This window comes from Chitinophaga sp. CC14 (assembly GCF_048957795.1).
Lineage (GTDB): Bacteria > Bacteroidota > Bacteroidia > Chitinophagales > Chitinophagaceae > Chitinophaga > Chitinophaga ginsengisegetis.
This window is the reverse complement of the sequence record NZ_JARBFY010000005.1, coordinates 829,098-843,022: the sequence shown is the minus strand read 5'-3', so window position 1 is coordinate 843,022 and position 13,925 is coordinate 829,098. Positions and strand designations below refer to the sequence as shown.

The 13,925-nt window shown below is 50.3% G+C and carries 8 protein-coding genes; all 8 read left to right on the top strand.

Features of this window, described 5'->3' with window-relative positions; genetic code table 11:
• The first annotated feature begins 37 nt into the window (after positions 1–37).
• From PV783_RS22950 to PV783_RS22915, 8 genes are read left to right on the top strand one after another with little or no spacing between them, the layout of a single operon-like run.
• A complete protein-coding gene (locus PV783_RS22950) occupies positions 38–3,469 on the top strand; it encodes a TonB-dependent receptor (protein ID WP_420989724.1) in 3,432 nt (1,143 codons plus the stop codon).
• Between the two features lie 18 nt (positions 3,470–3,487).
• On the top strand, positions 3,488–5,293 hold the full coding sequence (locus PV783_RS22945) for a RagB/SusD family nutrient uptake outer membrane protein (protein ID WP_420989723.1): 1,806 nt from the start codon (positions 3,488–3,490) through the stop codon (positions 5,291–5,293).
• Between the two features lie 13 nt (positions 5,294–5,306).
• Positions 5,307–6,506, top strand: coding sequence for a glycoside hydrolase family 172 protein (locus tag PV783_RS22940; RefSeq protein WP_420989722.1), 1,200 nt, complete (start codon positions 5,307–5,309; stop codon positions 6,504–6,506).
• Between the two features lie 5 nt (positions 6,507–6,511).
• Positions 6,512–8,341: a sodium:solute symporter family transporter gene (locus tag PV783_RS22935; protein WP_420989721.1), complete on the top strand. Its 1,830-nt coding sequence runs from the start codon at positions 6,512–6,514 to the stop codon at positions 8,339–8,341.
• A 10-nt stretch (positions 8,342–8,351) separates the two neighbouring features.
• Positions 8,352–9,167: a glutamine amidotransferase gene (locus tag PV783_RS22930; RefSeq protein ID WP_420989720.1), complete on the top strand. Its 816-nt coding sequence runs from the start codon at positions 8,352–8,354 to the stop codon at positions 9,165–9,167.
• Between the two features lie 3 nt (positions 9,168–9,170).
• A complete protein-coding gene (locus PV783_RS22925; protein WP_420989719.1) occupies positions 9,171–10,379 on the top strand; it encodes a hypothetical protein in 1,209 nt (402 codons plus the stop codon).
• On the top strand, positions 10,376–12,511 hold the full coding sequence (locus PV783_RS22920; protein ID WP_420989718.1) for a hypothetical protein: 2,136 nt from the start codon (positions 10,376–10,378) through the stop codon (positions 12,509–12,511). Before PV783_RS22925 ends, PV783_RS22920 begins: the two co-directional genes overlap by 4 nt.
• A gap of 10 nt (positions 12,512–12,521) precedes the next feature.
• Positions 12,522–13,919, top strand: coding sequence for a sialate O-acetylesterase (locus PV783_RS22915; protein ID WP_420989717.1), 1,398 nt, complete (start codon positions 12,522–12,524; stop codon positions 13,917–13,919).
• Positions 13,920–13,925 lie beyond the last annotated feature (6 nt).

The following is a 13,925-nucleotide window of genomic DNA, read 5'->3' as shown; positions in this document are numbered from 1 at the left end:
TATCAATAAAATCCTTCAACCTTAACATCGCAAATGTATGAATTTTATCATTCATCGCAAGGACCATCTGCGCCCATCCAAACCGGTGCCAGGGAATTGCTTTATCAACCATTCCAAAGTACTCCTGGTTATGAAACTAACTGCTTTACTCCTAACAGGTATCTGCCTGCAGGTCAGCGCAACGGCCTGGTCACAGGAGGTCACCCTGTCAGAGAAAAACGCGCCGCTAAAAAAGGTATTGCAGCAGATCAGCAAACAAAGCGGATATACCTTTTTTTATGATGCCCGCTATCTCAACGAAGCCAAACGTATCAACCTCGACGTTACCAACACGCCCGTAGATAAGGCGCTGGACGCCTGTTTCGCCGGCCAGCCGTTTACCTACGAAATGCTGGACCGCACTATTATTGTAAGAAGAAAAAAGACGGAAGAAAAAAACACCACACCAACAGCAGCCATCAGCTGGGTGCTGTCGGGTAAAGTGATCAACGAAAAAGAAGAACCCCTGCCCGGTGCTACCATCAAAGTATTGGGAACACCCAAAGGCGTGGTGACAGATGTGTTTGGAAAATTCCTGGTAGAAATCGGCAGTGAAAACGACTCCCTGTCGGTTACCTTCATCGGTTATAAAACACAGATCATACACCCCGGCAATCAGAAAACGATCGTCATAAAATTGCTGCCCGATCTCGAAAACCAAAAACTCAACGATGTGGTGATTGTAGGTTTTGGTACCCAGAAAAAAATATCCGTTACCGGCGCCGTATCTACTGTAAAGGTGAGTGAACTGCAACAATCTTCCACCGCTTCCCTGTCCAACACCATCGGCGGCCGGCTTCCCGGTATTATCACCCGCCAGAACTCCGCGGAGCCTGGATTTGACGCCGCCAGCGTATTTATCCGCGGCCTCGGCACCTTTGCGGGTAACAAGTCGCCCCTCATCCTGGTAGACGGTATTGAGCGTGATATGAACAACCTGAATGTACAGGAAATTGAAACCTTCTCTGTACTGAAAGATGCGTCAGCTACCGCTGTTTACGGTATCCGCGGCGCCAACGGCGTAATCCTCATCAATACAAAAAGAGGCGCGGAAGGCCGGCCTATTGTTTCGTTCCGCACAGAAACCGCCCGTCTTACCGGCATGCGTTTCCCAAAATATATCAACAGTTACGAATACGCCATCCTGGCCAATGAAGCCATGAAGAATATCGGCAAGCCTCCTTTCTATACAGATGAACAGGTACAGAAATACAAAGATCACTCAGATCCTTACCTGTACCCCGACGTAGACTGGATAGACGTGGTGTTGAAAAAACATACCATACAAACCATCAATAACCTCAGCGTAAGAGGCGGCAACCAAACATTCCGCTACTACACCAATGTAGGTTATACGTTTGTTGATGGTCTTTATAAAGAAGATAAATCCGTTCCCTATAAAACCAACACCAGCTTAAAACGCTACAACTTCAGATCCAATGTAGATGCCAATCTCTCTAAAAACCTGACGATGGACCTGAGTCTTGGTGGCATCATTGAAAACGGCAACGCTCCCGGTTTACAAGGCGGCGCCCCCGAATTATTCGACGCACTCAGATGGACGCCCAACAATGCTTACCCGGTGAAAAATCCCAACGGATCTATCCCTGGCCTGGGCACTTTCCTGAATGAAAACCCTTTCACAAAAAGTACGCAAACCGGCTACCAGAAAAGGTTCCGGAATACGATTCAAAGTTCGCTCGGCGCTACCTGGGACTTGTCGTCGCTGGTTACAAAAGGACTGAAGCTGAGAGGACTCTTTGCATACGACTACTACGGCGCCATGACCACCGTGCGCGTTAAAAGCCCCGCGTCTTACCAGTACCTCGGTCCGGATGCCAACGGCGTGGATCAGTATCAGCTCATCAAAACAGAACAGGCGCTGGGCTACTACACCAACTCCGGCGCCAACCGCGCCGCTTACCTGGAAGTATCTGCCAACTACGACCGCACCTTTGGAAATCACCGGATAGGAGGGCTTATACTGGGCAACCGGCGTGAGTATGTAGATCTGCTCGCGGGCAGCTCTATCGGCAACATTCCTTTCAGGAGACAAGGGCTCGCCGGTCGCGTTACCTACGACTATAACTCAAAATACCTGCTGGAATTTAACGTCGGATACAACGGGTCGGAAAACTTTCCCAAAGGAAAACGGTATGGCTTCTTCCCCTCTGCAGCTGCCGGCTGGCTCGTGTCCAATGAAAATTTCTGGAATAAAGATATCATCAGCTTCCTGAAAATAAGAGGCTCCTACGGGCAGGTTGGTAACGACCAGATAGGCGGCGCCCGGTTCCTGTTCCAGACCACCATCGATAAAGCCCCCGGCCACACCTGGTTTGATCCGTATTACATGTTTGGCGCCAACCAAACCTACCAGACCGGCGCCTTCATGGAAAGCCGCATCGGCAATCAGAACGTAACCTGGGAAGTAGCCACCAAAGGGAATGTCGGGGTAGACATGGAACTGCTCAACGGAAAAGTTACGCTCACTGTAGATGCGTTCAAGGAACGCAGAAATGGTATCCTCATCGCACGGCAGCAAATACCCATATCAGCAGGTTATCCGGCAGGGATCATACCCTATGCCAACCTCGGAATAGTGAACAATAAAGGTGTAGATGGCAACATCGAAATAAAAAACAAAACAAGATCAGGCTTCTACTATTCCATCCAGGGCAACTTCACCTATGCCCACAATGAAATAGTAGAAGATGATTCTCCGGTAAGACCACTGGCTTACCAGAACAGCCGCGGGCAAAGCATCGACCGCCCCTTCGGTTATGAAGCCCTCGGCCTGTTCAAAGACCAGGCAGACATCGACAAGAGTCCTTCGCAAACAACGCTGCAGTCGGTGATACGCCCCGGTGATATCAAGTACCGCGACCTGAACGGAGATGGCAAAATAACACCCGACGACAGAACCTATTTCGGCTACGCACGCAATCCGGAAATTATGTACGGCTTCGGCGGCACCGTGGCGTGGAAAGGAGTAGACATGAGCATCTTTTTTACCGGCGCAGCCAAAACAAGCTACCTGCTCAGCGGCCGCAGCTCCTATGCCTTTACAGGTGGTGTAGGCAATTACAACGTGATGCGCGAAGTATACGACAACCGCTGGATACCGGGAGCCGATAATACCAATGCCAAATATCCTACCGTAATTGATATCAATAATACCAACAACTATGTAACCAGTACCCTCTACATGAAAAACGGCAACTACCTGCGCCTGAAATCTGCAGAGATCGGGTATACGTTTACCAAAACGCTCACAAAAAAGGTCGGTATCAGCAGCGTCCGTGCATTTATGAATGGCACCAACCTCGCCGTATGGGATCATATCAAAATAGCGAATCCTGAAATTGATAACGGGGAAAGTCTCTACCCGCTGCAAAGCAGCATCAATGCAGGTGTACAGGTAAATTTTTAAAGCATTAAAATCATTAGGATGAAAACGATCACAACATATTGTACGTTCCTGTTCCTTCTCGTGGCAGCCATATCCTGTAAAAAAGATTTCCTGGATAAAGCGCCGGATGATGATCTCACTATTGCCAACGTATTCTCTAACCGCGATTACGCCAATAACTATCTCACTAACGTATACTCACATCTGCCCGACGAAATGGTATGGGCAGACAATAAAGACAATCCCTTTCATGGCGCTGCCGATGAACTGAAACAGTTTTACCCGCCATCGTTCTGTAACAGCATGACTTCCGGTGCGTGGGATCCCAACTCCACCGTGATTAATCCCTGGGCCAGGAATTATGCGGGCCTGCGTAAGGCAAATATCTTTATTGAAAACATCGACAAAGTACCGCTGGATCAGTTCTATACAAAGGAAGCTCGGGACCGGCAGAAAGGAGAAGCCATCTTCCTGCGCGCATTCTATCACTTCCTGCTGGTAAGGCTCTACGGCCCCGTGCCTATCGCCGACAGCAGCATTTCGCTGGACACCGATTTTAAAAGTATCCGGCGGCAACCCCTGGAGAAATGCGTGGCATACATCGTATCACAATGCGATCAGGCAGCTGCACTGCTGCCGCCACGTATTACTTCCGAAACAGAATACGGCCGGCCCGCAAAATCTGCCGCACTGGCGCTGAAGGCAAGAATGCTGCTGTATATGGCCAGCCCGTTGTTTAATGGCAACCCCGATTATGTGAATGTAAAAGATCATGAAGGCGTGGCCTTGTTCCCCGCCTATGACGCCAGCCGCTGGCAGGTAGCAGCTGATGCCGCAAAAGCCTGTATCGATCAGACACAGGCCGCCGGTTACGCGCTGTATACTTCTCCCGGTAACAACCCGGTGAAAAACTACCAGGAAATATTTTACATGAACAACAACCAGGAAGTATTTTTTGCCTATAACGATGGCACTTACGACGGACTGGATGTTTATAATGAACCGCTTAGTCTTGCTGGCTTTACTTTACATGCGCCTACACAGGATATCGTGGACCAGTATGAAATGGCCAACGGACAACGCCCCATCACCGGTTATACCGGCGATCATTCACCCATCATCAACCCGCTGTCAGGTTATACGGAAACCGGCTTTACGGATGCACCGGGGCCGGATAATTTGTATGTAGCCGGCACCAGCAACATGTACGTGGGCCGTGAGCCACGGTTCTATGCCAGCATTAACTTCTCCGGGTCGGTATGGAAAACACGTACCGGCGGACTGGAATTCTGGTTTAAAGGCGCCGACGGAAAGCAACGCGCCGGCGGAGGGAATTACAGTGTAACAGGTTATCTGCTGAAGAAATTATCTGACCCGAATTTTGTTTTTAAACCACAGGAGAAGAGAACGCTGCGCACCTGGATTTTCTTCAGGCTGGGAGAGCAATACCTCAACTATGCAGAAGCCCTCAATGAAGCACAGGGCCCCGTGGCAGACGTGTATAAATACGTAAACCTGATCAGGAACCGTTCCGGGCTGCCCGCGCTGCCTGGCGGATTAGGGAAAGATGAAATGCGTGAACGCATTCATCACGAACGACAGATAGAGATGGCGTTTGAATCGCACCGGTATTTCGACTGCCACCGCTGGAAGATCTCTGAAACAACAGACAACGCCAACATGTATGGGCTGAATATCTATGCAGGAGAATCAAAAACAGATCCTGTCTTCTTTAAAAGAACCGTTTTTGAACGGAGGGTTTTTGAAAAGAAACATTACCTGTGGCCCATGCTGAAATCTGAAACTGATAAAAATCCTAATCTCCTGCAAAACCCAGGATGGTAAAAAAATAAACCGGATGAAAATAATATTGATGATGTTAATCCTTCTGCCATTGAACCTGGCGGCGCAGGAGCTGTATAAGTTTCCGGCAGATGCAGATACCCGCTGGATCAGCTTTGAAAACCGCTCCGGCGCCAAAGGGAAGGCAGGAATAGAAAACAAAGGCGCCAAAGGACACGCATGCGATACGCTGAAAGCAGGCGGCAGTGTGACTTTACTGGATTATGACGGCCCTGCTGTTATTAACAGGATCTGGCTCACCACTTCCCATAAACCGGAATCGCTGCGGTCCATTCACATCGATATGTATTGGGAAGGCGCATCCAAACCCGCTGTGTCCGTGCCTTTGGGCGATTTCTTCGGCATCGGGCTGGCACGCAGAACTGCGTTTCAATGCGCCCTGTTTTCCGATCCGGAAGGAAGATCTTTTAACAGCTATATCCCTATGCCTTTTAATAAACATGCAAGGATAGTACTGGTGAATGAATCAAAGGAAACACACCTGCTGTTTTATGATGTGAACATCACCGCGCTGAAGAAGCCGCAAAAAGACCTGCTGTATTTTCATGCGTATTGGAGCAGTAATCAACAAACCAAACTGGGAGATGATTTTGAAATGCTGCCCGCCATCAAAGGGAAAGGCCGTTACCTCGGCAGCAACATGAGCGTAATAGCGGATACCGCGTATGGCAATACCTGGTTTGGTGAGGGCGAGGTAAAGATGTACCTGGACGATGATACGCAGTATCCTACATTGGCTGGTACCGGCACAGAGGATTATATAGGCACCGGCTGGGGACAGGGCGTGTTTGCACACCTTTACCAGGGCTGCCCCATTGCAGACGCTGCAAAAAAACAATATGCTTTCTATCGCTATCATATTCCTGACCCGGTTTATTTCCACAGTGGTTGTCGCGTTGTGATCCAGCAAATGGGCGGAGGCGGAAGAGATCAGCTGAGAGAAATTGTAAAAGCGGGCGCGCATTTGAAAGCAGTAACAGTGACCACGCCGGCCACCATCGTTAAAATCCTGGAAGAACCTGGTTACCCGGATCTCTTTGATGAAAAATTCCCCAACGGCTGGGTCAATTTTTACCGGTTGGATAATTATTCCGCCACTGTTTATTTCTATCTCGATAAACCGGAAAATAACCTGCCAGCGCTGGCGCCACTGGCGGAACGTTTGGCTGGTATACTATCATCAACGGGTAAATGAATTTTATGAACTGGAATCAACTGGATCTGTGGATAGTTATCAGTTATTTATTGCTCATGCTGGGCATGTCTTTCTGGCACCGGCGTTTCTCCGGCTCCAACCTGGAAAACTTTTTCCTCGGTGGCCGGAAAATACCCGGCTGGCTGAATGGCATTTCTTATACGGCCGCATTGGTAAGTCCGGATGCGGCTACGGGTTATGGCGGCCTTGCTGTAGTAACGGGCGCTTTTATCTCCTGGTGGTACCTGAGCCGGTTCGGACTCGCCTTGTTTTTTGGCGGCGTACTGTTTGCCGTTTTCTGGCGACGGCTGAATCTCTTCACCACGCTGGAGTTTTATGATCTTCGTTTTCCCCCGCGTGCGGCTGCAGCCATGCGCTTATGGATTGCCATCCGTACTTCCATGATCGCCATGCCGGCATGGACGGGCATCACCTTACTGGCGGCGTATAAAATTATGGGTCCAGCATTCGGACTCACAAAGGCGGAAACACTGTACCTCGTAGTGCCCATCTCTTTCCTGTTTGTTTTCTTTTCAGGATACAAGGGAGTGGTGATTTCCAACCTGATCCAGATGGTGATATTTTTTGCGGGCACGCTTACACTGGCAGCGCTTACGCTTTCATATTTCGGCGGCGCTGCTGCCATGACTGCCGCACTGGGACACGCTTTCAATAGTACACATCCTGAAGTATTACAACTGATGCCACCGGGCGAACATCCGGTATTTCCGCTGGCTGCCGCTATGGCCTGGATGGTAGGGCAAAGCATTGGCTACGGCGGTGATGCGGCGCCTATGGGCGGTGCAATGGAAGGACAACGGATCCTGTCTACCCGCACACCGGCGGAGGCGCTGACTATGTATGTGGTAACTGCGCTCAGCATGTTCCTGCTGTTACTGCTGGTTACGCTTCCAAGTATATCCGCTGCCGTTATATGGCCGGAACTGCGCGTGGAAGGGGCCGACAGGGAACTGGTTTACGGAAAGCTCATGAAAACAATGCTGCCTGCCGGCGCAATGGGGTTGCTGGTGGCCGCTATGATGGCAGCTACCATGTCTACCGTAGGCGATAATCTCAACTTCGGCAGCCAGGTGCTGGTAAGTGATATCTACCGGCGCTGGTTTGTAAAAAACGCCAGCGAAAAACATTACATGCTTATCGGAAAGCTGGGAATGGCACTCATCCTTTCACTGGCCGTGGCGGTGGTATTCAACGTGAGCATTATTACCGACGTAGCCATTTTTATGTTACAACTCAGCGCTGCAGAACTGCCGGCCAACTGGGCACAATGGTGGTGGTGGCGCTTCAATGGCGCGGCGCGTATCGCTGCATCTTTCGGCGGCGCCGCTATTTTCTGCATAGTGGTGTTAGGTCCAAAACTGCTGATGTACCTGCATGTACCCTGGGCATCGCAGCTTGTGCTGCCGTGGTGGTGGCAAACATTGGTGGTGATGGCGCTTACTACAGCGCTGTGGGTTACTGTTGCATTGCTCACACCGCCTGATCCGGCGGAACTGCTGCATTCATTTTATGAACGTGCGCGTCCACTGGGTTGGTGGAAGCAACACAGTGGACATGTGATACAACCAATCATACGCGGAATGGGTATTGCCGTAATTGGCTTTGCAGCTACGGCTATGCTGATCACAGGATTAACACAGGCATGGTTTGCACGTTATGGGCAATGTGCAGGGTTGTTGTGTGGTTCGCTGGTGTTATTTTTTGTTTTTAGAAAGATGGCCAACAGGTACTTGTCGTGGCTGGCCGCCAGGGCAACGGTGAACAGAGCTGTACTGGAGCAGCAATCCTTCGAATCTTTATCTCAAAAAGTATAAAAAAATAATTATGTCTGTTAAAAAAGAAGTCAGGACAAAAGAAGAACACGTACTGTATTTGGGAGATTGGGTATTTCACCTGGGTCCTACGTTTATAGAAACACCTTTTGGTACAGAAACAAAAGATGCGGATCTGCACTTTTACGGCGAACGCTTAACGGAAGCACTGGAACATGTAGCGGATGTTACCACGCTTGCCAACTGGGAGCTGTACCGCCTTGCGCCGGGTAAGCTGGAAACCTTCCTGGAAGAATCGGTAAGTCTTATTATCAGCGATGTGGAAGCAAAATGTTTCCATCTCTATCCCAGTTTTTTCGACCGCTCCCGGCGGGAAAATAAAGTGGTTACATTCCCCGACAGGCTTACCCTCATCAAAGAATGGATCAATGATGGCGGCGGGCTGATGATGCTTGGCGGCTGGTTATCGTTTAGCGGTGTGCAAGGCAAATCAGGATGGGGCAGGTGTACGCTTACCGATGCGCTGCCGGTCAAATGTCTTGTAACCGAAGACCTGGTAGAATCTTCCGCAGGATTTACGGCAGAAGTACTGGCGCCTGATCATCCCGCGGTGAAAGGATTGCCGTGGCATACCTTCCCGCCGATATTTGGTTACAACGAAGTAAGTGCCGCCGGTACCGGCGAAGTACTGGTACGGGTAAAAGAAACCGGTCACCCGCTGGTTGTAGCCGGCAGCTATGGCAAAGGGCGGGTATTAACATACATGTCTGATCCCGCGCCGCACTGGGGAATCAATTTTGAATTATGGGAAGGGTATGATGCCTTCTGGCAGCAGTCATTGCAATGGGTGAAGAAACAAAACAAGTAATTGATGAATCATTCCATATTACGTGCAGGAACAGCGGTAGCGGATATCACCCCGCCGCTGGAAGTGGGATTGCTTACCTCTTCGGTGGAAGGGCGTTACGATCCTTTTACTTCGGTGCGGTTGCCGCTGAAAACCAGGGTGCTGGCGCTCATCACTGTAGATACCACCGTGGTGCTGGTATCGCTGGACCTGTTAGGGTTAAGCGATACGGCTACCGGCGGGTGGCAGGCATTCAAGCAGGGGCTGTCGGATGAAATACCGCCGGAGCACATTATCATAACGTGCACGCATACACATAATGCACCGGAATCGGTGGCGTTGTCGGCACTGTATTTAACGCCTGTATACCGCACATGGCTACACGAAGTACAGCAAAAAATACATAGCGCTATTCGTATAGCCTTGAGCGATGCAAAGGAGTGTAATGTAAGCATCAGCTGCGGGGTGCTGGAAGGCTACTCGCTGCAACGCCGCATTCCCACGCCAACGGGCATTGTGATGTCCGATTCCATGCAGCCCATTGCACCCGAACTGATGCTTCGTGAACCGGCGGATCGCCGCGTACATACGCTGCGGTTCACCGGGGAGCAGGGGATCATCGCTACAGTAGTGCATGCGGTTTGTCACCCTGTTCATGAAATGTGCCTGCCGCATGTATCGCCGGATTTTCCGGGGGAACTCTGCAATGCGTTGGAAGCCGCCGGTGATCATGGCATGGTACTATTTCTTAACGGCGCTGCCGGCGATATCAATCCGCCTACGGTATCCGAAGGCCCTGCTGCTGCAAAGCAACATGGCGCCGCACTGGCGGCAGTAGTGCAACAGGAGGCGCAGAACAAACTGCTGAAGCCTGAGTTGCTGTTTGCGCACGATGAAATCAGCTTCGGAATACGCACCACCGCCGTCACTAATAAAGAAGACGCACGTGCACGGATAAACGCTATCGTCATCGGCCAGCTGGCCATCGTTTTCCTGCCGGGTGAACCATTTACCACTACAGCGCTGGAAATAGAAAAAGCATCACCGTTTCCATATACACTCGTTGCGGCATATGCCGAAAATACTATTGGCTATATGCCCGATATAAAAGGATTCGCAGAAGGAGGATATGAGGCCGGACCCGGCAAATGGTCGTTCCTGGAAACCGGCGCCGCTGCTAAGTTACAGGCAACCTCACTTCACCTGCTGAACCAGTTAAAAAGCAACCCATGAAAAAGAAAATACTGCTGAGCATCCTGATCTGCCTGTTGTGCAACTGCCTGCAGGTTTATGCAAAAGATAAAACGCTGTTGTTTTGCGGAAGCAATAAAAACGGCCTCTATCTCCTCTTAGTACAGGAGGGATACAAACTGAAACAGTTCAGCACACCGGCTGCCGCTATTGCCGCTGCCACCGATGGCGCCGCGGTATTCATTGTATCGGATACCTACCCGGCAATTGATCCAAAGGAACGCATCACGGAAGAAGTGCTGGCTGCTGCCAAACAAAAACACCTGCAGCTATACGTGGAATACCCTGCCGCATTCCCGGGGCTTGATACTCCCGCGAAACCGCTGGAAACACGCCTGGAGCGCGGCGTGGTAACAACCGGCGATTTCGGCGCGCCATTACAGCTGATGAGCGTGCTGGGCATCCATAACTGTTATATCCTGCCCGTTACCGCAACTGATCCGCTGATTGTACTGGCTAAAGTGGTGGGATTCGATAAAGCAGAATACGGCCTGGACAGCACCAAATCATACCCGCTGCTTTTCAAACAGGACAATGTTTTTATTGCCACCACTGCGCTGAGTAATTTTGAGAGAGGCCGTTACGGCCCTGCGGCGTCCATGAAACAGGTATGGACGTATATCCTTGCCCGTATGACCGGCAACCCGGATCTTACCATAAAGCACTGGCCAATGGATGTAAAGCCCATGTACACCCGTAACGCGCCACTGCCGGCCACTGCAAGGCTCAACGCCATCCGGAAGGGAACGGCCTGGTTCTTTCACGGCCGCTTCTTTGTGCATCCGGCCTGGGCAAAAGAATGGGAGGAATACAATTCCCGCGAAATGCCAACCGGTCCGCCTATAAGTGCTGATAAACCGGATGGCGACGGCTCGCTCGGTATCATGGAAGGACATACCTCCACCATCAACTACGATGGCACCCAGCAATACCGCTACTGGATGCGTGCAGATGTGCAGGGGGAAGTAAGCATGGCCTTATCTGCCGCAGGCAGATTACTGAATAATAAAAGCTATCAGCAAAACGCGGTAAACCTGATCAACTATACGCTGAAAACCTCCAATATGAGGGCCGGTCCAAAGCGCGATCCCAACAGTTCCGCGTATGGCCTCATCGGTTGGGCAACGCCTAACCCTACTACCTTTTACGGAGATGATAATTCAAGGGCCATACTCGGTATCATCGGCGCTTCTGCCTACATGAATACTAACCAGTGGGACCAGGAGATGGCCGCCGCCATACTGGCCAACTTCAGAACCACCGGCAAAGACGGCTTCCGCGGCGAACGGCTGGAAGAAAAAGATATCATCAAAAACGGCTGGCAGTTTTACAGCAACCGGTCTTTGGTACATCCTTCCCCGCATTTTGAATCGTGGATGTGGGCGCTGTACCTATGGCTCTATAACAAAACCAAATATGAGCCACTGCTGACTAAAACAAAAAATGCCATTAAAGTAACAATGGAAAGCTACCCCGACAACTGGCGCTGGGGCAGCAGTATGCAAACACAACGCGCGCGTATGATCCTTCCACTGGCCTGGCTGGTGAGAGTGGAAGATACGCCGGAACACCGGCAGTGGCTCGATAAAATGGTCACCGAAATCATGAAGTACCAGGATGAAAGCGGTGCTATCAGGGAAGAACTGGGCGTAAAAGGAAAAGGCATGTTCAACCCGCTGAACACTAATTCTGCTTACGGTTCCGATGAAGGCTCGCTCATTTTCAAAAACGGGGAAAAAGTATCGTGTCAGTTATACACCTGTAATTTTGCGCTGTTTAGTTTGAATGAAGCTGCCCGCGCAACAGGCAATAAAAAGTATAAAGAAGCCACCGATAAATTGTCAGCCTATCTCACCCGGATACAAGTGCAAAGCAGTAAACACAAAGATCTCGACGGCGCCTGGTTCCGCGCATTCGATTATGGCCGGTGGGATTACTGGGCATCCAATTCAGACGCAGGCTGGGGCGCCTGGTGTACGCTGAGCGGCTGGATACAAAGCTGGATCATCACTTCACAGATCCAGATAGAACAACACCAGAGCTACTGGGAAGTAACACAAAAGTCGGCGATCGGCGAACCCGCCAAATCATTGATCAACACCATGCTTAAATAGTTGTATGAAGATGAAAGTTCCTCTGCTGCTATGGTTACTCACCAGCTGCGTATTATCCTCGCGGGCAAATATCCGTTTGCCAAAGGTGCTCAGCAGCAATATGGTACTGCAACAGCAAAGCCAGGTAAAGCTATGGGGCTGGGCAGATCCGGGAGAACGTATCTCCATTACCACTTCCTGGAATCAGCAGGTATACACGGTAACCACGGCGGGTGATGCCGGTTGGATCACTACCATTATTACACCTGCCGCCGGCGGTCCTTACTCCATCACGCTGAAAGGAAAGAATACTATTGAATTGCAAAACATCCTCTTGGGCGAAGTATGGGTGTGCTCCGGGCAAAGCAATATGGAAATGTGCGGCAACTGGGGACTGAAAGATATCAAAGCCATTCAGCCTACAGCTTATAACAGCAATATCCGTTTCTTTAAAATTGCCAAAACCACTGCAGCACATCCACAGGATGATGTAACCGCGCAATGGGCTACGTGCGACAGCGCCGCATTGAATACCTTTAGTGCTGTCGGCTATTTCTTCGGGAGGAAACTAAACGAACAGTTGAATGTACCCATCGGCCTTATAGATGCGAGCTGGGGCGGCACTGCTGCAGAAGTATGGACGCCGGATAGCATCATCAGCAATAACCCGGTATTAAAGGAGGCAGCTACCCACATACTACCCAATGGAATGTGTCCGCACCTGGCAGGCGTAGCCTGGAACGCTATGCTGGCGCCGGTTACAAGCTATACCATCGCCGGCGCTATCTGGTACCAGGGAGAAAATAATACCGGCACCGCCGCCACGTACCGGTTGTTATTTACTGCTATGATAGATGCATGGCGCAATGCGTGGCATCAATCGTTTCCCTTTTATTTTGTACAGATAGCCCCGTTCAATTACCGCGAAAAAAATACCGGCGCCCTGTTGAGGGAAGCACAGCAACAAAGTATGCAGCATCCCAATACGGGTATGATAGTAACCACCGATATTACCGGCAATGTATACGATGTGCATCCGGCCAATAAACATGATGTAGGCTACCGGCTGGCTAATTGGGCGTTGGGAGAAACTTATCACCGCCAGGGATTTATCTACAGAAATCCTTTGTTTAAAGAGATGATGATCAGGAAAGATAAAGTGATCATCTCCTTTGAACATGCACAACAGGGACTATTAATAAAAGGGGATAGCCTAACGGAAGTATTCATCGCTGGAAACGACCGGCAGTTTTATCCCGCCAGGGCTACTGTGAAAAACAACGCACTGGTAGTATGGAGCAATGAAGTGAAGCAACCCGTAGCCGTACGCTACGCTTTCAGTAACACCGCTATCGGTAACCTGTTCAGTAAAAATGGTTTGCCGGTAGCGCCTTTCCGCACTGATCATTGGGAGGTGCCAACAAAATAAATTTAA